Origin of the sequence: Nonomuraea rosea, assembly GCF_039539705.1 — a bacterium.
GTDB lineage: Bacteria > Actinomycetota > Actinomycetes > Streptosporangiales > Streptosporangiaceae > Nonomuraea > Nonomuraea rosea.
Genome location: NZ_BAABDQ010000003.1, coordinates 55305 through 76277, shown reverse-complemented (window position 1 = coordinate 76277; position 20973 = coordinate 55305). Strand labels below are relative to the sequence as shown.

Genomic DNA, 20973 nt, shown 5'->3' with positions numbered 1-20973 from the left:
CGCATGACGCTTTCCCTGCACCAACGTGCTGTCGTGGCCGACACTCACAACGATCTGCTCATGGCGGTCTCGGCCAGACCGCCGGGGCAGTGGGCGTCGTTCTTCCGCGAGAGATGGCTGCCCCAGCTCGTCGAGGGCGGCGTTGACCTGCAGATCCTGCCCGTCTTCATCGACAACCAATATCTGCCCGAGGGCGCGCTGCGACAGACGTTGCGCATGATCGAGTGTGCGCACGTGCTCGCCGAGGGCAACGCCGACCGGGTCCGGATCTGCCTTGACGCCGCCGGCATCGACCGGGCGATCGAGGAGGGCAAGATCGCCCTGGTGATCGCGTTGGAGAGCATGCCGGGCATCGACGCGAGCGTCGAGCTGATCTCGACCGTGCACCGCCTGGGCGTGCGGGTGGCGTCCATCGCCCACTTCGGCCGCACGCCCCTGGCCGACGGCAGCGGCGAGGACGCCACGGGCAGCGGGCTGACCTCCGACGGGGTGGCCGCCCTGGCCGAGATGGAGCGGCTGGGCATCGTCTTCGACGTGTCCCACCTGGGCGCCTCCGGCGTCGCCCATGTGCTGGAGCTGGCCACCAAACCGGTGCTGGCGACCCACTCCTCCGCCCGCGCGCTGCGCGACCACCACCGCAACCTCACCGACGACCAGCTTCGCGCGGTGGCCGCCACCGGCGGGGTGATCTGCGTCAACTTCTTCGCCCCCTTCCTCGCCGACCGCCCCGAGGACATGACGCTCGACCGACTGCTCGACCACATCGAGCACATCGCGGCCGTCGCCGGGATCGATCACGTCGGCCTCGGCCCCGACTTCATCCGCGAGGTCATGGACGACCTGACGCCGCCGTGCTGCGAGGGCGTCAACACCCGAGGCGTGGATCCGAAGGCGTCGGTGCCCGGTCTGGAGGGCCCGTCCGGGCTGCCCATGGTCACCGAGGGCCTGCTCGCCCGCGGCCTGCCGGAGAAGGACGTCATCAAGATCATCGGCGGCAACGTGCACCGGTTCCTCGGGGAGCGCCTCGCATGATCGACGATCTCGAACAGCTGGTCCTGTGCGAGTCCTTCTCCAGCGACCTCGCGGCCGTGGCCCGCAGCGCCGAGGTCGTGGCCGCGATGGGGGCTCGCCATCTGGGCGTCCGGCCGGAGTTCCTCGTGATCGACGGCGTCACGCACCTGCGCTGGACGTTCGGCACGCCCAAGGTCCTCCTGCTCGGCCATCACGACACCGTCTGGCCGATGGGCACCCTCGCCACCCATCCCTGGTCGGTGGTGGACGGGGTGGCGCGGGGGCCGGGGGTGTTCGACATGAAGGCGGGGCTGGTGCAGACGTTCCACGCGCTGGCGGGGCTCGACTCGCTCGACGGCGTCGCGCTGCTGATCACCGGTGACGAGGAGGTCGGCTCGATCACCTCGGCGAAGCTGATCGAGGACACCGCGCGGGAGATGACCGCCGCCTTCGTCATGGAGGCCAGCGCCGACGGAGGTGCGCTGAAGACGGCTCGCAAGGGCACTTCCCTCTACACCGTGCAGGCCCACGGCAAGGCCGCACACGCGGGGCTGGAGCCGGAGAAGGGCGCGAACGCCGGGATAGAGCTGGCCCACCAGATCCTGGCCATCGCGGCCATCGGGGCCGGCGCCACGACCGTCACGCCGACGGTCCTGTCCGGCGGCACCACTCTCAACACCGTTCCCGCCGCGGCTTCCGTCGGGGTGGACGTTCGCGTGGCCGAGGTCTCGGAGCAGACCCGGGTCGACGCGGCCATCCACTCGCTCAAGCCGGTCGTGCCCGGCACCCGCCTGGAGATCGCCGGCGGCCCCAACCGGCCGCCGCTCGAAAGCGCCATGTCGGCCTCGCTCTACGCGCTCGCGCAGGAGCTCGCGACGGGGCTGGGGATCGGGCCGCTGACCTCGGCCTCAGTGGGGGGCGCGTCGGACGGCAACTTCACGGCGGGGGTCGGGTGCCCGACGCTCGACGGGCTGGGGGCGGTGGGGGGTGGGGCTCATGCGGATCACGAGCACGTGGTGGTCGCCGAAATGCCCCGGCGCACAGCGCTCCTTCGCGCCCTGATCGACGCGGTCCGCTGACATGACGCCGCCCTCCGCCGTCGGGCGTGAGCGCCGGGCGGAGGGCGGGTCGTGCGGCCGCTCTTGCTGGAGGGGGCCGCTCTTGCTGCACGAGCGGGCCGACCTTCGCTGGACGGGCGGGCCAACCTAGCCAGACGGGGGGCCGACCTTTGCTGGACGAGCGGGCCGACCTAGCCAGACCGGCGGCGACCTGGCTAGGCGGAGGGCTGGCCTGGCTAAACGGGCGGGCCGACTTAGCCAGAGGAGGGGCCGACCTTTGCTGGACGAGCCGGCCGACCGTGCTAGATGAGCGGGCCGACCTTCCTTTCCAGGGCGCACTTGTTGGCGAACTCCTCGTAGTACGACGCCGGCCGACCGTACCAGCGGCCCCGCACCTCGAGCTCGATCGGATCGTAGATCCGCGGGCAGGGTCCGGGATTCACATTGAGGTCACCGACGTACCCGTCCACATCACGCAGCGCGGCACACGCGTCCACCGGCTGGGGGTGGAGCCCTCCGTCGGGGTCGCAGGTGAGGCGCATCGAGTAGGCGCCGCCGTCGCGGGGGGTGACGGTGATGAAAAGCTCGGCTCCGGGGGCGGCCGCGGCGCTGGCGGGGACCGCCGCGAACGGCCCCGCGAGGGCCGCGGCCGCGCACAGCCCTAGCGTGGCCACCTTGCGGGCTGCGGTCAGCACAAGCGTCATGGAAACCTCCCTGGTCACGGCCATTCCGAGCATGGAACGACGCACCACACATGACTACAGTGAGTGACTTATTCATGACCAGTAGTGGTGTAGGAATCTCAAGGTGGTTATGTGGTTACAGAGTGCTATCTCTACTGGTGAGGCGGCTTTCAGGAGGGATCTGATAGTGGGTCAGCCGGGCCCGCCTCCCACTCCGGGCCCCCGGGGCCTTGGGGAACTTGGGACGGGATCTTCGGGCCCTGGTGGGAGGTTGCCGCGTGGTCGCTCCGGCGTTCACGGACGGGCACGACTCGCCGACGTTGTCGTTCCAGTTGGCGTCTGAGCACGAGTTCGCGGTGAAGGTGATCCGGCCGGGACCGGTGACCGTGGTGACGAGCGTCGCGCACGCTCGGGAGATCGTGCGGTGGGAGACCTTCGACCGGCCGGCGCATGAGTACACCGACGAGGGCCGCGCCGCGAGGCCGGCAAGATCGCTCTGTCCCGGAGCAGGCCGAAATTGCAGGTGGAATCGGCGTTCCCATCCACTGGGGCGCTGCTGATCCGGCGAGCCGACCTCGACCTCATCGCCAGCCATGGGGACGATCTGCCCAGGTTGGCCGCCTCGCTGAAGTTCGGACGCACCACCGGCCTCCCTGCTGGTCGGCAAGCTGCCACCTCAGGACCATCCCCCCTGCCGGTCGGCAAGCTGCCACCCCAGGTAGGCAGAACGCGCCGGCCGCAGCGCCGAAGCTCACGCGTTGACGTTCGCCCAGCACAATCCCTCATGACGGCGTGCACCGTCATGATGGCAAGAAGATCGCGGTTGCCTCGGCGGCGAGTACGGCGGAGTGCGGGGCGTCCGGATCGGTTTGTGCCAGGTGCAGTAGCCCCAGAATGGCTGCGTAGGCGACCTGTGCCCGAGACGCCGCTCGGTCCGGTGGCAGGCCGAGCTCGCGGTAGGTACGAGTCAGGAGTTCCAGCCGGGCCCAGTTCACCCGGCCGACGCCGCTGGAGAACGCAAGTCCGCGTTCGCTGCCGGCTAAGGCATCAGCCGCGAACGCCAGGGCGGCGATGCGCCTGGCTCAGCACCCGCACAACGGTGACGCTACCGGTCAGCGGCGTAATGGTCCGCCACGGCGGGCGCGGTTGGCACGACGGGCGCGGTCCAGTCAGCCTGGCCTGCGCGGGGGGCACTGGGACCGGCAGGACCTGGCCGACCACTTCGGTGCCGGGCCGGCCGCTTCGGGTTCGTCGTGCCGCTGGCCGCCCTTGGGCGGGCCGACACAGCGGTATGACGGTCGGGGCTACAGCACTACAGGACCACAGGCACAGGCACAGGCGCGGTGGGACGGTCTGTGTGAAGGAGACCATGCCCGTGGCGGGGAACCCTCTGCGTGGCGCGACCCGCCGGGGTGACGGGACCGGCAAGGGCCGACGCGACCCCCAGGGATAGCGGGACCCGCAAGGGCCGACGCGACCCCCAGGGATAGCGGGACCCGCAAGGGCCGACGCGACCCGCAGGGATAGCGGGACCCGCAAGGGCCGACGCGACCCGTAGAGGTGGCGAAACCCGTATGGGGCGGCGCGGCCCGCAGGGCGGTGGGGCTGGTCGAAGTCTGGGTGGTGGCGTGCGTAAATGGGGGCATGAGCGGTTATGGCGAGGCGGCGGCTAAGGCGGCCGGTGTGGTGATTCGGGAATTGCAGGAGATAGCCGAATTCCAGCAGGTTTATCGGTTGTTTGATGAGATTTGGCATCCGGATCCGCGGAACGTGCCCGTGACGATGGAATTGATGATCGGTTTCGCGCACACGGGAAGCTACGTGGCGGGCGCGTTTGAGGGTGGGTCGCTGGTGGGTGCGTCCGTGGGGTTTCTGGCCGCCCGCCGGACGTTGCACTCTCATGTGACCGGGGCCGTCATCGGCCGGGGCATCGGCTACGCGTTGAAGTCGCACCAGCGGGACTGGTGTCTCGATCGTGGGCTCGAAAGGATCACTTGGACCTTCGATCCGCTCGTACGCAGGAATGCTCGGTTCAATCTGGTCAGGCTGGGTGCCATGCCCGAGGAGTACTTGGAGGACTTCTACGGGGTGATGGCGGATGCGATCAACGAGGGGGATGCGTCCGACCGGCTCCTTGCGGCTTGGCGGCTGGGAGACGGGGGTGCGACTGGGTCGGGTGTGGGGTCGGGGGCGGTTGGGGCTCTGGGTGAGGCTGGGGTCGGCACGGCGGGGAGCGCTGGGGGTCGGGCCGTGCTGGTGGAAGGAGAGGATAGGCGGCCCGTGGTGCGGGACGACGGATGGCCCTTGGTGCGCAACGGCGCGGGAGACGGGGTGCCGGACAGCGCCGGAGATGGGGGTCTGGAGAGCGCGAGAGCCGGAGGGCCGGAGAGCGTAGGAGATGGGGGCTTGGAGAGCGCGGGGAGCGGAGGGCCCGAGGGTATGGGAGAGGTGGTGTTGGTGGGGACGCCGGCGGATATCGAGAGGCTGCGGCGGGAGGATCCGGCGGCGGGGAAGGCGTGGCGGAGGGCTGTGCGGGAGAAGCTGGGCGGGTTGATGAAGGCGGGGGGACATGTCGTGGGATTTACGGATCGTGGGGAATACGTGGTGGTGATTAACTAGCTATTCCACTGCTGTTTCGGATCTCTGTAATGTGACAGGAAGGAAAGTCGAACAAGGAGAGCCGCATGGCGGAGTTCACTCCCACCGTTCCAGCGCGCGTTCTGCCGCCCGTCACCGTCCGCGATCTTCCCGAGCCGCCTCGATCGACCTGGCGCATCATCGGCCCCGGTCTGGTCGGCGCGGGGGTGGGGCTGGCGTCGGGCGAATTCATTCTCTGGCCGTACATCGCCTCCCAAGTCGGGCTCGTGTTCATCTGGGGAGCCGCGATCGGGATCATCACGCAGTGGTTCCTGAACATGGAGATCGAGCGCTACACCCTGGCCACCGGCGAGACCGCGCTGACCGGGTTCAGCCGGATGTGGAAGCACTGGGGCCTGGTCTTCGTGCTGATGACGCTCTGCTCGAACCTGTGGCCCGGCTGGGTGACCACGTCCGCGACCATGGTGACCTATCTGACCGGGTCCGGCGCGGGCACGGTGCGCTACATCGCGATCGGCATGCTTCTCGTGATCGCGCTCGGGCTGACGCTCGCGCCGGTGATCTATACCCTGCTCGAACGGGTCATCTTCGTGAAGATCGCCCTGGTGGCGACGCTGGCCGTGGTCGCGATCCTGTTCGCGATCAATGCCGAGAGCTGGGTGGAGCTGGGCAAGGGCCTCAGTGTCGGGGCCGAGTTCCCGGTGCCGCCGCTGGAGTTCGCGGTGCTCATGGGCGCCATCGCGTACGCGGGAGCGGGCGGCGGCCAGAACCTGTGCCAGAGCAACTGGATCCGCGACAAGGGCTTCGGCATGGGCCTGTACGTCCCGCGCCTGGTCAGCCCCGTCACCGGGCACGAGGAGGCGGCCGCTTCGACGGGCTTCCAGTTCTCCCCCACCAAGGAGAACCTGGCGCGGTGGCGGCAGTGGTGGCGGTTCGCGAACGTCGAGCAGGCCTCGACCTTCGCGCTGGTGTCGTTCGTGACGATCGCGCTCATGTCGATGCTGGCCTACTCCACCGTGTTCGGTAAGTCGGGGCTGGAGAACAGCATCGGCTTCCTGCAGGTCGAGGGCCAGGTGCTCCAGGAGACCGTCGGTACGTGGTTCGGCGTGCTGTTCTGGGTGATCGGGGCGCTGGCTCTGTTCGCCTCGGCCATGGGCATCGTCGACTACACCTCGCGGCTGGCCTCGGACGCCATCAAGACGGTCTATCTGCGTAACAAGTCCGTTTCCGTGAACCGGGTCTACTTCTACGTCGTCTGGGCGATGGCGTTGATCGGGTGCGGGATCCTGCTGCTGGGCTTCGACCAGCCGCTCATCCTGCTGGTGTTCTCGGCGAGCTTCGCGGCCGTGATGATGTTCGTGTACTCGATTCTGCTGATCGTCCTGAACCGCCGGTCCCTGCCTGAGGCGATCAAGGTCCGGTCGTACCGGCTGGGGGCGCTGGTCTGGTCGGTGGCGTTCTTCGGGACGCTGACCGTGCTGACGATCATCCAGCAGGCCCAGAAGCTGTTCGGGGGTGGGTCGTGAAGCACCACCCTTCGGCGCGGACGAGATCGGGGGCGGCCGAGGTCCGGTTCCGACCGGCTTGAGCTAACCGTGCGTGCATGTCGCTCGCCGCGGACGGGCTCTCGGTGGTGGCCGCGTATTGCGTGCCGCTCGCCGCCGGCAGGCTCATCCTGGTGGGCGCCATGTGCGTGCCGCTCGCCCCTGGCAGGCTCATCGTCGTGGGCGCATGTGCGTGCCGCTCGCCGCCGACGGGCCGTAGCGGCGGGTCGGGGGTGCCGCTCGCCGCCGACGGGCCCGTGGCGGCAGGTCGTGGGTGCCGATTGCCGCGGAGGGGCCCGTGGCGGCCGGGAGTGCGTGCCCTTGGCCGTGGCCTGCGCGTACGAGAGGGTGCGGGGTTCGGCAGGCGCGGGATGCGCCACGTGCCGGGAGTGGGTGACCAGCCGGCGCGTCCGGCTGCGAAGCCTGGGGACATCTGCGGCCATGACCGTTGGACGGTCATGGCCGGGCGGGCGGGTGTTCGGCGGCGGGTTGACCTCAAGTTAAGCTGAGGTACGAGACTCGATGGATGAACGTAGTCGAGGTAACCAAGTTCGGCGGTCCCGAGGTGCTTGAGGTCGTCCAGGGCGTGCCGGATCCCGTCGCAGGGCCCGGGCAGGTCGTGATCGGCGTCTCGGTGGCGGACGTCATGTCGATCGACGCGCAGCTGCGGACCGGGTGGGGACGCGAGTGGTTCGGCCAGGAGCCGCCGTTCGTGCCGGGCACGGGGGTGGCCGGGCACGTGCTGTCGGTGGGTGACGGGGTGGACCCCGGGTGGACGGGGCGGCGGGTGGCCGCGCTCGTGTCCGGCGGCGGGTACGCCGAGCGGGTCGTGGCCGACGTGGCGACGACGGTCGAGGTGCCCGGTGAGGTGCCCCTGTGGCGCGCGGCGGCTCTGGTGCAGGTCGGGCCCGCCGCGCTGAGCCTGGCGGAGGCGGCCGAGCTGAAGCCCGGGACGCGGGTGCTGGTGACCGGCGCGGGCGGGGCGCTGGGGCTCCCGCTCGTACGGCTCGCGCAGGCCGCAGGCGCGCACGTGACGGCCGCCGCCCACGGCCCGGCCAAGCGTGCGGCGGCCCTCGCCATGGGCGCGGCGGAGGCGATCGGGTACGCGGACCTGGTTGCCGCAGGCCCTGAACCGGCCGCGACGGCCGGCGTGGCGGGGCGAGGGCGCAGCTTCGATGTGGTGTTCGACGGGGTCGGGGGGCAGGTGGGGGCGGACGCGTTCGAGCTGGTGGACCGTGGCGGCAGGTTCTTCGCCTACGGCGTCCCCACCGGCTCGACGGCGCTGGTGGACCCGGCCGAGGCCGGGCGCCGGGGCGTGCGGGTCGTCGGCATGGAGCAGGTCCAGTTCGCCCCCGACGACTTCAGGAGCCTGGCGGAGCGGACCATGCGGGAGGCGGTCGCGGGCACGCTGGCGACCGTGGTCGGCCTGGCGCTCCCGCTGGAGCGCGCCGGCGAGGCGCATGCCGCGCTGGCCGCCCGCGAGCTCGTCGGCAAGGCGCTCCTGCTGGTCACCGCCCAGGCCGTGCGCTACAGGGCCCATGGCGGCCCCGAGGTGCTGGCGCTGGAGGAGATCCCGCTCCCCCAGCCCGGCCCGGGTCAGGTGCGGGTCGCGGTCAGGGCGGCCGGGGTGAACGCCCTCGACTGGAAGCTGCGCGCGGCCGGCACGGGCGCCACGATCGACGAGCCGCAGGGCACCGGGATCGAGCTGGCGGGCACGATCGACGCGCTCGGCCCCGGCGTCACCGGGTGGGAGCTCGGGCGGCCGGTGTTCGGCCAGGTGGCGTCCGGAGCCGCCGCCACGCACGCGATCGCCGAGGCGGGCGCGCTCCTGGCCAAGCCGGACGACCTCACCTACGAGGAGGCCGCCGCGCTGCCCGTCGCCGTCGGGACGGCGCGGCGCACGCTGCGCGAGCTCGGCGTCGAGGCCGGGCACCGGCTGCTGATCCACGCCGTCGCGGGCGGTGTCGGGCTGGCCGCCGCGCAGCTCGCCCTCGCGAGGGGAGCCGAAGTCGTCGGTACGGCCAGCGAACGCCACCACGCGTACCTGCGCGGCCTCGGCATCCACCCGGTCACCTACGGAGCGGGGCTGGCGGAGCGGCTTCCCCGGCCCGTCGACCGGGTGCTGGACGCCTCGGGCAGAGGCGAGCTGGCGCTGTCGGTCGAGCTCACCGGCGACCCCGCCAAGGTGGTCACCATCGCCGACCCGGCGGGCGCGGCGAAACTGGGCGTGCGGTTCTCCACCGGCGCGCCGGGCACGCCCCTGGACGTGGAGGGGGTGCGGCTGCCGATCGCCGAGGTGTTCCCGCTGGAAAGGACGGCCGACGCCCAGCGGCTCAGCCAGGAGGGCCACTTCAGCGGGAAGATCGTGCTGAACACGGAAGCAACCTTGCCGCGATAGCAGGCACACTGGTGCGCATGCTGGAAACCTCGGCGCGCCTGCTCAAGCTCCTGTCCCTCCTTCAGGCGCACAAGGACTGGTCGGGTCCCGAGCTGTCGGCCCGGCTCGGGGTCTCGACCAGGACGATCCGCAACGACGTCGAACGCCTGCGCTCGCTGGGCTATCCGGTGCACGCCACGCCGGGCGTCGCGGGCGGCTACCGGCTGGGCGCCGGGGCCGCGCTGCCGCCGCTGCTGCTCGACGACGAGGAGGCCGTGGCGGTCGCGGTCGGGCTGGGCAGAGCGGCGGGCGGGGGCGTGGAGGGCATCGAGGAGACCTCGGTGCGCGCCCTGGCCAAGCTGGAGCAGGTGCTCCCCTCCCGGCTGCGCCGCCGGGTGAACGCGCTCAACACCTACACCGTGCAGATCCCCGGCCAGGCGCGGGCCCTGGTCGCCCCCGAGGTGCTGACCACGATCGCGAACGCGGCCCGCGACCACGAGCGGCTCCGCTTCGACTACACGGCCCACGAGGGCGAGCCGACCGTGCGGAACGTGGAGCCGTACCGGCTGGTGCACCGGCGGGGCCGCTGGTACCTCGTCGGATACGACGTCGAGCGGCAGGACTGGCGGACGTTCAGGGTGGACAGGATGCGGCCGCGCACCCCGGCCGGGCCCCGGTTCACGCCGCGCGAGCTGCCCGAAGACGGCGACGTGGCGGCGTACGTGGAGAAGGGCGTCAACACGGCGATGTGGCGCTACCGGGCGACGGTGCTGCTGCACGCCCCGGCGGACCAGGTGATCGCGCTGCCGCTGGGGCTGGAGGTCGAGCCGGTGGACGACGCCACCTGCCTGATCAAGCTGGGCGGCGACGACCTGGGCGGGATGGCGGCGTGGATCGGGATGATCGGCCTGGACTTCGAGGTGCTCGATCCGCCGGAGCTGGCCGAGCAGGTGCTGCGGCTGGCCGAGCGCTATCACCGTGCGGTCAGCGGATGGTCAGGCGCCGGTCAGCGGCCCGCCGCACCGTAGGGGTCATGAAGAACATGACGCAGGTCGCGGGCAGCAAGGACGACTTCCAGCTCGTACGCCGGCTGACCCTTTCCGGCAGCCAATTCGAGATCGGCAGGGCACTCACCGAGGAGGCCAGGCGGCTGGGCTGGGCCCCCGTCCCCGGCCGGCCGGCGGTGAACCGGGCCCGCCGGACCTGGTTCGAACGCCACTGGCCGCAGCACCACGCCAGGATGGACGGCGCGGCGGCGGTCCTCGGTCTCGACCCCGACCAGGACGAGCTGGCGCTGGACGGGCTCAACTTCATCCCCGAGGGCTCCGGCTGCTCGGCCCTGTGGATCCCGCCGTCGGCCTCGGCGGACAGCCACGGCCGGGTCGGCCGCAACTACGACTTCTTCCCGACCACCGCCAGCGAGATCATGGGCACCGCCCCCAGGCCGAACGAGCTGCCCATGGCCGCGCGCCCCTATGTGATCACCACGGTGCCGGACGAGGGGCTCGCCACGACCGTGATCACCATGAACGATCTCGACGGCTGCATGGACGGCATCAACTCGGCGGGATTGGCGGTCATGCTGCTGATCGCCGACTTCGAGAACGCCACGCCGCCGGAGGGCGCCACCTCGCCGCAGGTCGGGCTGGCCAGCGTGCAGCTGCCCAGGTTCCTGGTCGACACCTGTGAGACGGTCGAGCAGGCCAAGCAGTCGCTGCTGGGCGCCAAGCACTACGACTACGGGACGGCGCTGCACTACCTGGTGGCCGACGCGCACGGGCAGGCGTTCGTGTGGGAGCGGGGCCGGGACGGGAGCGAGCACATCGTCGAGCTCGGCGACGGCCCGCTCTGCGTCACCAACCACCTGCTGCACCGCAATCCGGACCCGATGAGCCTGCCGGAGGACACCGAGCACAGCTTCGGCACCTTCGAACGGCTGCGCACGCTGCACGAGCGCAGCAAGGGCGTCACCATGTCACCCCAGGACCTGCGCGACAGCCTGCGCGCCGTCCGTCCGGCCGAGGATCCGCAGATCCCCTTCCGTACGCTGTGGAGCACCGTCTTCGACACCGCCGACCGTACCCTCTCGACCCGCTTCTACCTGGGCGACGGCGATCGCTACACCGAGGAGCTGGTGTTTCACGCCTCCGACAGGTAGTCGGCGCGCACCTTGGAGCGGGAGAGCTTCCCCGTGGGGGTGCGCGGGAGCAGCTCGCGGTATTCGACCACCTTCGGGTGCTTGAACCGGGCGATGCGCGGCCCGCAGTGCTCCAGCAGGTCGGCGGTGAGCGCGGGCCCCGGCTCGGCGCCGGCGGCGGGCTGCACGAGCGCGACCACGTTGTGGCCCCACTCCTCGTCGGGCACCCCGATGACGGCCACGTCGGCCACCGCGGGGTGTTCGAGCAGCGCGGCCTCGATCTCGGCCGGGTAGATGTTGACCCCGCCGGAGACGATCAGGTCGGTACGCCGGTCGCACAGGAACAGGTAACCGTCGTCGTCCAGGTAGCCGATGTCGCCCGGCGTGTACCACTCCCCCAGCATGCTGGCGGCCGTCTTCGCCGGGTCCTTGCGGTACTCGAACTTGCCGAGGCTGGACTTGACGTAGATCATGCCGGGCTCGCCGGGCGGCAGCTCCTTGCCCTCCTCGTCGACGATCTTCGCCTCGAACGTGGGGGCCGGCCGGCCGACGGTGCCCGGCTTGGCCAGCCAGTCGTGCGGCTTGACGGAGAAGGCGATCGTCGACTCCGTCGAGCCGTAGTACTCGTACAGGACGGGCCCCCACCAGTCCATGATCTGCTTCTTGACCGCGACCGGGCAGGCGGCCGCGGTGTGGATGACCTGCCGCAGGCTCGACAGGTCGAACCCGGCCTTGACGTCATCGGGGAGCTGGAGCATCCGGTGGAACATGGTCGGCACCATCATGGCGTTCGACACGCGGTGCCGCTCGATCAGCTCCAGGATGTTCACCGGCTCGAACTTGGGCGTGATGACCACGGTGTGCCCGAGGTGCAGCGCGAACTGCGTGTGCGCGCACGGCGAGGAGTGGTACATCGGCGAGGTCACCAGGTGGACCTCGTCGCCCGCCTTGAGGTCCACGACCTCGCCCAGGAACCACGCGTAGAGCGGCAGGATCCCCTCGGGGTCCGCGCCGGGCAGCGGGCGCTGCACGCCCTTGGGGAAGCCGGTGGTGCCGGAGGTGTACCACATGACCGCCCCGGAGGTCCGCTCCTCCGGCGCGTCCGCGGGCTGGCCCGCGGCCAGCCCGTCGAGGCCGGTCTCCGCGCCCGGCACGGCGTACCCGGGCCCGGTGACGACGACCTTGGCGTCGCAGTCGGCCAGGATGTACGCCACCTCCGCCGCCGTCAGGTGCCAGTTGATCGGCACGTAGTAGAGCCCGATCTGACCGGTCGCCATGAGCATGACGACCGCGTCGATCCCGTTGGGCAGCACGCCGGCCACCACGTCGCCGGTGCCGAGCCCGCGGGCCCTGAGGCCGTGGGAGACCTGGTTGACCCGGGCCAGCAGGTCACCGTAGGACGTCTCCGTGCCGTCGGTGTCGATCACCGCGAGCCGATCGGGGTCGGCGGCGGCGATGGCGTAGAAGCCGGGTAGCCCGGTGACGTCCATTACAGCTCCAGCAGGGTCGCGAGGCGGGCGCGGTGCAGGCGGGGCGGGCCGAGCAGCACTTCGTCGGCCTTGGCGCGCTTGTAGAACAGGTGCGCGTCGTGCTCCCAGGTGAACCCGATGCCGCCGTGCAGCAGCAGGTGGTCGCGGGCCACCTCGAAGCAGGCGCGGCCGATGTAGGCCTGGGCGAGCGCGGCGGCGCCCGGCAGCTCGTCGGGCGACTCGTCGGCGGCCCAGGCCGCGTATCTGACGATGGACTCGGCCTGTTCGAGCTTGCAGTGCATGTCGGCCAGCTTGTGCTTGACGCCCTGGTAGGAGCCGATGTAGCGGCCGAAGGTCACGCGGATCTTGGCGTAGGCGACGATGGCGTCCAGCGAGGCCCGCAGCACGCCGAGCTGCTCGGCGGCCAGCGCCACGCACAGCCGGTCCTCGATGCCGCTCTCCGGCGGGAATCCCAGCACTCTCGCGGGCGCGCCGTCCAGGACCACCCGGGCCTGGCCACGCGTGAGGTCGAGCGTCTCCAGGGCGGTCCTGGTGACGCCGGGCGCGGCCAGCTCGACGGCGACCATGACCACGCCGTCCGCGGCCAGCGCGGGCACCACCAGCACGTCGGCCTCCATGCCGCTGAGCACCTGCGTCAGCGTGCCGCGCACGACCGTGCCGTCATAGGTGACGCCGGCGTCCGGCCGGGCGAGCGTGGCCGTGATGCGGCCCTCGGCGATGCCGGTCAGCAGCTCCTTGTCCGGCGCGGGGCCGAGCCGGGTGACGGCGACGGCGGCGAAGACGGTGGCCAGGAACGGCCCGGGAAGCAGGGCGGCGCCGGTCTCCTCCAGCGCGACGGCCAGCTCGGCCAGGCCCGCACCCGCGCCGCCGTACTCCTCGGGCACGATCAGGCCGGACAGGCCGAGCTCGCCGTTCAGGCGGGCGTACACCTGCGGGTCGTAGCCTTCGCGGACCTTCTGGAGCGGTGCGGCCGTGCGCAGGAAGTCGCGGACGGCCTCGCGGAGCTGCTGCTGTTCTGGGCTGAGTACGAGCTTCACCCCTGCGTCCCCACCTTCAGGTCCTTGAACGGCACGGTCTTGTCCACCCGCGGCTCGGGAGGCAGGTTGAGCACCCGGTCGCCGATGATGTTGCGCATGATCTCGTTCGTGCCGCCGCCCAGCGCCATCGCGGGGGCCAGCGAGATCTCGCGCGCGAGGGGGTGATCGGCCAGCGCGCACTCGGGGCCGGCCAGCCGGGTGGCCAGGTCGGCCCTGAACATGGTCAGCTCGGCCAGCAGCAGCTTGGCCGCGCTGCCCCGGGCCCCCGGGAAGATCCCGGCCTTGGTCTCCTGCGAGAGCCGCTGGTTGAACAGGGCGAGCGCGCGGCTGCGGATGTGCAGCTCGACGAGCTCGTCGCGGACCAGCGGGTCCTCGGTGTCGACGGACCGGCGCAGCGCCTCGATCGAGGCCGGGTCGTCGCGCCGGCCGCTCATGCCGACGCCCGCCGAGATCGACAGCCGCTCGTGCAGCAGCGTCGTGACGGCCACGCCCCACCCGTCGTTGGCCTCGCCCACGCGGTGCTCGTCCGGGATGGGGACGTTGTCGAAGAAGATCTCGTTGAAGTTGGACCTGCCGGTCATGTCCCGCAGCGGCCTGACCGTCACCCCCGGGTGCCGCATGTCCACCACGAACATGGTCAGCCCCTTGTGCTTGGGCACCTCCACGTCGGTACGGGCCAGCAGCAGGCCCCAATCGGCGTGGTGGGCGACCGAGGTCCAGACCTTCTGGCCGTTGACGATCCAGTGGTCGCCGTCGAGCACCGCCCTGGTCTGCAGGCTGGCCACGTCGCTGCCGGCGCCCGGCTCGGAGAAGAGCTGGCACCAGATCTCCTCGCCACGGAGCAGCGGCCGGACGAACCGCTCGCGCTGCTCGTCGGTGCCCCGGTCGACCAGTGTCGGGCCGGTCATGCCGAGGCCGATCGAGAAGACGTACGTGGGGAGCGAATGGTCACGGGCCTCTTCGGCGAACGCGCGCTCCTCCGCCTGCGTCAGCCCCTGGCCGCCCCAGCGCTGCGGCCAGGTGATGCCGGAGTAGCCGGCGTCGTAGAGCCGGGCCATGAACTCCCTGGCCCGGGCGACCCCGTCCGCCTCCGGGTAGTCGTCCGCCGGAGCGTTGTCCTGGAGCCAGGCCCTGGCGGCGCGCCGATACTCTGCAAGGTTCACATCGTCTCCTTGGCATCAGTGCTCACTTACTCTAGTCAGGTCGCCGCAGGACGCATAGAGCATTGCTCTGGAGGTCTTTCCCCCCGTTTGGCAAGGAATCTCCGCCAATTCGAGGCGAAGCGACTTGGTGTGATCACCTGATGACCGTGATCACACGGTTGGGCCGGTCCATACGCGCGCGGCTGACCTCGTTCGCTTCCGTCGCCATGGCGCTGCTCTGCCTGGCGACGAGTTCGCTGTTGCTGTGGGCCGCCCACAGCACGGTCGTCGACTTCCGCAGGACCGAGCTGATCAGCGCCGCCCTGCGCGTGGTGCACCTGATCAAGGAGCACGATCTGCCGCGGACGATCTCCCTGGAGCTGTACGGCCTGCAGGTCGTCGACTCGTCCGGGCGCGTGGTGTCGTCGACGCCGAACCTGGTGAACGCGCCCAGGCTGACCACCATGGCCCCCGATCCCGACAACGCCAACCGCATGAGCGTGCTCTGCGGCCGGCCCGAGTTCGGCGGCGAGTGCCAGGTCCTCATCGCCTTCCGCGTCTACGAGCCGGACGGCGACTGGATCGTCTACGCCTTCACCCCCATGCCGCCCTGGTACGTCAGCACCCTCGCGCTCTCCGTCCTGGCCCTCGTCTCCGCGGCACTGGTGGCGCTGACCTGGTTCGGCGTCTCGCGGGTGGTGGCCAGGACCCTCGCCCCCGTGAACAGCATCACCCGCAGGCTGGCCGAGATCACCGTCGGGGACGGGGCGCTGCGCGTGCCGGTGCCCGGGAACGCCGACGAGATCAAGGCGCTGGCGGAGACCGCCAACCAGACGCTCGCCCGGCTGGAGAGCGCGATGGAGCAGCAGCGCAGGTTCGCCTCCGACGCCTCGCACGACCTGCGCAGCCCGATCACCGCCATGCGCGCCGAGCTGGAGGAGGCCATGCTCGCGCCGGACGAGTCGGACTGGCACGAGATCGGCGGCAAGCTGCTCACCAGCCTCGACCGGCTGCAGAACATCGTCACCGATCTGCTCACCCTGGCCAAGCTCGACGCGGGCGCGCCCGCCCGGTTCGCCGCAGTGGACCTGGCCGAGCTGGTCGCGGACGAGAGCACGCGGCCGCGGTCGAGGAGGATCATCACCACGCTGCAGCCCGGAGTGATCGTCACGGGCGATCGGCTGAGGCTGGCCCGCCTGGTCACGAACCTGCTGGACAACGCCGAGCGGCACGCCGAGAACACGGTCACCGTGACGGTGCGCGGCAACGGCGAGGCCGTGCTGGAGGTGCTCGACGACGGCGCGGGTGTGGCCCCCGAGCAGCGCGAGGTCGTCTTCCGCCGCTTCACCCGGCTGGACGCCTCGCGCAACAGGGACGCCGGCGGCACGGGGCTCGGCCTGCCCATCGCCCGCGAGATCGCGCGCACCCACGGCGGCACGCTCACGATCGAGGATTCCGATACCGGTGCGCGCTTCGTCTTGCGAATGCCGGTACGGAAGGACTGAACGTGGGTACTGAAAGGTTTTCGACCCTGATCGAGACCGCTACCCGGCGCACGGCTATCATGATCAAAATTACTGTGCGTCAGCGGCGCGGCCAGGCAGTGAGGGAGGTCTTTGGCGGCAGCCGAGCGGGAAGCGCCCGTTTTGTCCTGTAGATACGATAATTAAGAAGTTAGAGTTACACGCTGTGACACAAGGTTTCAGCCGATTACGGCGCGAGGATTTGCTCAAGACGGCCTGCGAGGTGATCGCGGAGCAGGGCTTCGGGCACACCAGGACCGTCGACATCGCCAGGGCCGCGGGCGTCAGCCAGGCACTGCTCTTCTACCATTTCGAGACCAAGGACCGGCTGTTCGCGCAGGCCTTCACCTATGCGGCCCGGCTGCATCTGAACGCCCTCGGTGACATCGAGCGGTCCACCGGCACCCCGCTCGACCGGCTGCGCATTCTGCTCAGACTGTGCTCGCCGGCGATCCCCACCGAGGGGTGGCGGCTCTGGATCGACGCCTGGGCCGAGGCGATGCGCAGCTCGGAGCTGGAGGAGATCTCACGGCGGATCGACTCGCAGGGCCGCCTGCTCCTGCGCTCGATCATCGAGGCGGGCGTGAGCTGCGGCGAGTTCAAGTGCGCCGACCCCGACGCGGCGACGTGGCGGATATTGGGGCTCATCGACGGCTTCGCGATCCAGACGCACGTACATCCCAAGGTGCTGTCCAGGCGCCGGGTCAACGTGCTGATCCGGACGGCCGCGGCGAACGAGCTCGGGCTGGCAGTCGAAAAGCTGTGATCCGTACCCTTCCCAGCGCTATTGGATAGTTCGTACAATTGCTGGGGAGGAGAGGAGCGCATGCGATGACATCCGCACCGAGCTCTACCACCGCCAGGGAAAGCGACGAGCAGGTCGCGAACAGGAGCGCTTACCGGGCGGTCATCGAACGCCTCTCGAAGGCGTCGGTGGACAAGCACTGGGAGCCGTACCGGGACATTCCGTGGGACGACCCCGAGTTCCTCGTGGACCCGGCCGATCCACGCTGGGAGCTGCCCGAGGTGGACAAACTGGGCGGCCACCCCTGGTACCGGAGCCGCTCCCCGGAGACGCGGTCCGCGATCGGCTTATGGCGGATCGCCACCGCGATGAAGATCGGGCTGCAGTTCGAGAACCTGCTCAAGCGCGGCCTGCTCAACTACGCCTACCGGCTGCCCAACGGCTCACCCGAGTTCCGGTACGTCTACCACGAGACCATCGAAGAGGGTCATCACGGGATGATGTTCCAGGAGTTCGTGAACCGCACGAAGCTCCCGGTACGCGGCATGCCCGGCCCGCTGTCGGTGATCGCGCAGGTGGCGCCGTGGATCCCGCTGATCTCGACCGAGCTGTTCTTCGTGTTCGTGCTCGGCGGCGAGGACCCGATCGACCACGTGCAGCGCAAGGTCCTGAAGGACGGGCAGGTCCATCACCCGCTGGAAGAGACGATCATGCGCATCCACATCGCGGAGGAGGCCAGGCACATCTCCTTCGCCCGGCACTACCTGCGCAACCGGGTGCCGCGGATGCCCGCCTACCGCCGGCTCCTGCTGGGCGTCGCCTCGCCGATCATCCTCGGCGTGATGGCCCGCATCATGCTGGCGCCTCCCGGGCCGATGATCAGGCGCTTCCGGATCCCCGCGCACGTGGTGTCCGAGGTCTATTTGCGTAATCCGGCCGCCAAGCAGGAGATCAGGGACTCGATCGGCAAGACGCGCGAGCTGTGCGCCGAGATCGGGCTGGTCAACCCGCTCACCCGGCGGATCTGGCAGGTCATGGGGATCTGGGCGGCTCCGCGCTGAGCCCGGCCGGCCGCCGGGCGATCAGGACCTCGGTGACCGTCCGCTGCTCCCACCTGCCCGACGGGTTCTGTGCCAGCAGCGCCGTCCTGGCCGCGTCGGTGAAGGCCGCCACCCTGTCGCCGAGGCGGGCGGGCGCGGTGTAGGAGTAGGACAGCTGCAGGCCGATCACCGCGTCCAGGTCGTACGTCCGGGCGTTCTCGTACAGCGTCGCGTCCAGGTCGCCGAACGGCGAGGTCGCCAGCACGTCGTTGTGGTGCTCGCCGCTGGCCTGGTAGGAGTTGGCGGCCGTGAACGTGTTCACCGCGAACGCGTCGCGCACCCGCCGCATGACCGGCTCCCACGGCCCTTCCTCCATGTCGCGGGGCGGCGGCCCGATGATGGCCACGACGCCGCCCGGGGGCAGCAGCTCGTCCAGCTCGTCCAGGACCGCGCGGCGGTCCATCCAGTGGAACGACCTGCCCATGACGATGTGGTCGAACGCCGGGAACGCGCGCAGCGTCGTGGAGTCGCCGGGGAGCCAGCTGATGTTCGGCGCGTTCGCCGCCAGGCGCCTGCCCTCGGCGAGCATCTCCTGGTCGGGATCGGCGGCCAGGACCCGGCGCACGCGGCGGGCCAGCGGGATCGCCACCGTGCCCGGACCGCAGCCCAGGTCCAGCACGGTGCTGTCCGCGCCGAACGTCATGGCCAGGTGCTCTATGGCCGGATCGCCGTGGCCGGTCCGGTATTTGGCGTAGTACGGCGCAGCGCCGCCGAACAGGTCTCCCATGAATGGGACCATATACAGGTTCGTAATGTGTTCAATGGAAGGTTCTGATCTGTGAGGCGGCTACTCACGGTCCTGCTGCTCGCCTTCGCCGCGGTGGGATTCGCCCCTCCGCCGGCGCAGGCGCACAACGTGCTGATCGGCAGCGACCCCAAGGACGGGGCCACGCTGACGGCCTCCCCCGAGCGGGTGACCCTGGTGTTCGACCAGGTGGTCCGGCAGGGATACGCGCAGGTGGGCGTGACCTCGGCGGACGGGTCCGGGTGGGCCGACGGGGCCGCCGTCGTCGCGGCGGAGCGGGTCTCGGTGAAGGTCAAGCCGCTGCCCGGCGGCGGCCCGTACACCGTGGGCTACCGGATCCTGTCGTCCGACGGGCACCCGGTCACCGGGAAGATCGCCTTCACCCTGGCGGCCGGCGCCACGGGGCAGGCCGCGCAGCCCTCCGCGGCGGAGAGCGCCGGATCCAGCGCCGACGCCGCGGAGGCGGCCGCCAACGGCGGGGCCGGGATGGCGGTGGTGTGGATCGTGGGCGCTCTGCTGGTGCTGGCCGCCGGCACCGCCGTCGCCCTGCGGCGCTCCGGCCCGCGCGCGGGCCCCGCCCCGGCACCCGAACCGGCACCCGAACCGGCACCGGCGTCCGGACCGGCACGGGAACCGGCGTCGTCCCGGACCGGGGGCGCGTCATCCGCGTCTCCGGAGAGCGTTGAGACAGAGGAGACGCGCACATGACGGTGACCGCTCCTGCTCTCCCCCGGCAGCGCGTAGGCGGGGGGCTCGTGGCAGGCGCGTTCGGCGTGTGCGCGATCGTGGCCGCCGTGGCCGCCAGCACCTTCACCGCGCAGGAGGCCGTGCCGGGCGTCCCCATGCCGGGACCGCTGGTGGCGGTCGGGCTGCCGATCGTGCGCGTGCTGCTCGATCTGGCCGCCGTCGCCGTGGTCGGGCTCAGCCTGGTGCCCAAGCTGCTCGGGTTCAACCACCCCGAGCTGACCGAGCCGGTCCTGGTGAGGGTCCGGCCGCTGGCCGTGCTGGCCGCCTGGGCGTGGGCGATCTGCGCGCTGCTGACGATCGTGTTCCAGACCGCCGAGCTCAATCCGGGAAGCGTGCCGACGTTCGGGATGATCGCCGGCTATGTCGAAAGCGTCGGCACGGGCCAGGGGCTGCTGTTCAGCGCCGCGTGCGCGCTCGCGGCGGCCGGCATCGGGCTGATGGCGGTGCGGTTCGGCGAGAAGGTGCCGGCCGAGCTGCGGGTGATCGTGGCGCTGTTCGGGCTGCTGCCCATCCCGGTCACCGGGCACGCGGTGAACTCCGTCTGGCACGACCCCATCATGATCTCGATGGAGATCCACGTGATGGGCGCCGCGGCGTGGGCGGGCGGGCTGGCGGCGACGGCCATCTTCGTCGCGCCGCACAAGGAGCTGCTGGGCCTGGCGCTGCCCAGGTTCTCCAGGATCGCCACGATCTGCCTGCTCCTGGTGAGCCTGTCCGGGCTGATCACCGGGCTGGGCACGATGGCGCTGACGCCGGGCGTGACGCTGCCCGGCGCGATCGTGACCAGCCATTACGGGCTGCTGGTCGTGGTCAAGCTGGTGCTGATGGCGTCGCTGGTGCCGCTGGCCGCGCACATCCGCTTCCGCCTGCTGCCCGCCGTGCGCAAGGGCCGGGCCACCGCCCTGATGGGCTGGGCGGCGGCCGAGGTGGGCATCATGGGGCTGGCCTACGGCGTGGCGGTGGCGATCACGCGAGCGTCGATCGCCTGAGGCCGCCAGAGCCGGAGGTCGCCTGAGGCTGAGGTCGTCGGAAAGGC

The 20973-nt window shown here is 70.8% G+C and carries 17 protein-coding genes; 12 read left to right on the top strand and 5 right to left on the bottom strand.

Annotation, left to right across the window (positions count from 1 at the left end; translation table 11 throughout):
• Nucleotides 1-3 precede the first annotated feature (3 nt).
• Nucleotides 4-1032 (top strand): dipeptidase, encoded by a 1029-nt coding sequence (locus ABEA43_RS07705; protein ID WP_345559916.1) that lies wholly within the window; start codon nucleotides 4-6, stop codon nucleotides 1030-1032.
• A complete protein-coding gene (locus tag ABEA43_RS07700) occupies nucleotides 1029-2090 on the top strand; it encodes a M20 family metallopeptidase (RefSeq protein WP_345559915.1) in 1062 nt (353 codons plus the stop codon). Before ABEA43_RS07705 ends, ABEA43_RS07700 begins: the two co-directional genes overlap by 4 nt.
• A gap of 281 nt (nucleotides 2091-2371) precedes the next feature.
• Here the strand turns inward: ABEA43_RS07700 and ABEA43_RS07695 are convergent, their stop codons facing one another.
• A complete protein-coding gene (locus ABEA43_RS07695; RefSeq protein WP_345559914.1) occupies nucleotides 2372-2773 on the bottom strand; it encodes an SSI family serine proteinase inhibitor in 402 nt (133 codons plus the stop codon).
• A 1623-nt stretch (nucleotides 2774-4396) separates the two neighbouring features.
• Here ABEA43_RS07695 and ABEA43_RS07690 point away from each other — a divergent pair.
• The 5 genes from ABEA43_RS07690 to ABEA43_RS07670 all read left to right on the top strand — a co-directional run bounded on the left by ABEA43_RS07690 (nucleotide 4397) and on the right by ABEA43_RS07670 (nucleotide 11429).
• Nucleotides 4397-5371: a GNAT family N-acetyltransferase gene (locus ABEA43_RS07690; RefSeq protein ID WP_345559913.1), complete on the top strand. Its 975-nt coding sequence runs from the start codon at nucleotides 4397-4399 to the stop codon at nucleotides 5369-5371.
• 65 nt (nucleotides 5372-5436) lie between these two features.
• Nucleotides 5437-6876, top strand: coding sequence for an Nramp family divalent metal transporter (locus ABEA43_RS07685; RefSeq protein WP_345559912.1), 1440 nt, complete (start codon nucleotides 5437-5439; stop codon nucleotides 6874-6876).
• A gap of 544 nt (nucleotides 6877-7420) precedes the next feature.
• Nucleotides 7421-9292, top strand: coding sequence for a zinc-binding dehydrogenase (locus ABEA43_RS07680; protein ID WP_345559911.1), 1872 nt, complete (start codon nucleotides 7421-7423; stop codon nucleotides 9290-9292).
• Between the two features lie 17 nt (nucleotides 9293-9309).
• Nucleotides 9310-10299 (top strand): helix-turn-helix transcriptional regulator, encoded by a 990-nt coding sequence (locus tag ABEA43_RS07675; protein ID WP_345559910.1) that lies wholly within the window; start codon nucleotides 9310-9312, stop codon nucleotides 10297-10299.
• A 5-nt stretch (nucleotides 10300-10304) separates the two neighbouring features.
• Entirely contained in the window at nucleotides 10305-11429 is a 1125-nt protein-coding gene (locus ABEA43_RS07670) for a C45 family autoproteolytic acyltransferase/hydrolase (protein ID WP_345559909.1), read from the top strand.
• Here ABEA43_RS07670 and ABEA43_RS07665 read toward each other — a convergent pair.
• From ABEA43_RS07665 to ABEA43_RS07655, 3 genes are read right to left on the bottom strand one after another with little or no spacing between them, the layout of a single operon-like run.
• A complete protein-coding gene (locus ABEA43_RS07665; protein WP_345559908.1) occupies nucleotides 11411-12898 on the bottom strand; it encodes an AMP-binding protein in 1488 nt (495 codons plus the stop codon). The two genes, ABEA43_RS07670 and ABEA43_RS07665, sit on opposite strands and share 19 nt — an antisense overlap.
• Entirely contained in the window at nucleotides 12898-13935 is a 1038-nt protein-coding gene (locus ABEA43_RS07660) for an acyl-CoA dehydrogenase family protein (protein WP_345559907.1), read from the bottom strand. The genes ABEA43_RS07665 and ABEA43_RS07660 overlap by 1 nt, the downstream gene beginning before the upstream one ends.
• Nucleotides 13932-15098 carry an acyl-CoA dehydrogenase family protein gene (locus tag ABEA43_RS07655; RefSeq protein ID WP_345559906.1) on the bottom strand — a complete coding sequence of 389 codons (1167 nt, stop codon included), beginning with the start codon at nucleotides 15096-15098 and terminating at the stop codon, nucleotides 13932-13934. The genes ABEA43_RS07660 and ABEA43_RS07655 overlap by 4 nt, the downstream gene beginning before the upstream one ends.
• Before the next feature lie 140 nt (nucleotides 15099-15238).
• On the opposite strand from ABEA43_RS07655, the gene ABEA43_RS07650 reads away from it, so the two are divergent.
• From ABEA43_RS07650 to ABEA43_RS07640, 3 genes are all read left to right on the top strand, one after another.
• On the top strand, nucleotides 15239-16582 hold the full coding sequence (locus ABEA43_RS07650) for a sensor histidine kinase (RefSeq protein ID WP_345559905.1): 1344 nt from the start codon (nucleotides 15239-15241) through the stop codon (nucleotides 16580-16582).
• 184 nt (nucleotides 16583-16766) lie between these two features.
• Nucleotides 16767-17366, top strand: a complete 600-nt coding sequence (locus ABEA43_RS07645) for a TetR/AcrR family transcriptional regulator (protein WP_345559904.1) — start codon at nucleotides 16767-16769, stop codon at nucleotides 17364-17366.
• Nucleotides 17367-17431: 65 nt separating this feature from the next.
• Entirely contained in the window at nucleotides 17432-18406 is a 975-nt protein-coding gene (locus ABEA43_RS07640) for an AurF N-oxygenase family protein (RefSeq protein ID WP_345559903.1), read from the top strand.
• Here the strand turns inward: ABEA43_RS07640 and ABEA43_RS07635 are convergent.
• A complete protein-coding gene (locus tag ABEA43_RS07635) occupies nucleotides 18378-19172 on the bottom strand; it encodes a class I SAM-dependent methyltransferase (protein ID WP_345559902.1) in 795 nt (264 codons plus the stop codon). The two genes, ABEA43_RS07640 and ABEA43_RS07635, sit on opposite strands and share 29 nt — an antisense overlap.
• Nucleotides 19173-19223: 51 nt before the next feature.
• Here ABEA43_RS07635 and ABEA43_RS07630 point away from each other — a divergent pair, with 51 nt between their 5' ends.
• Both ABEA43_RS07630 and ABEA43_RS07625 read left to right on the top strand, forming a co-directional pair.
• Nucleotides 19224-19898, top strand: a complete 675-nt coding sequence (locus tag ABEA43_RS07630) for a copper resistance CopC family protein (RefSeq protein ID WP_345559901.1) — start codon at nucleotides 19224-19226, stop codon at nucleotides 19896-19898.
• Nucleotides 19895-20926 (top strand): CopD family protein, encoded by a 1032-nt coding sequence (locus tag ABEA43_RS07625; RefSeq protein ID WP_345559900.1) that lies wholly within the window; start codon nucleotides 19895-19897, stop codon nucleotides 20924-20926. The genes ABEA43_RS07630 and ABEA43_RS07625 overlap by 4 nt, the downstream gene beginning before the upstream one ends.
• The last annotated feature ends 47 nt before the right edge of the window (nucleotides 20927-20973 follow it).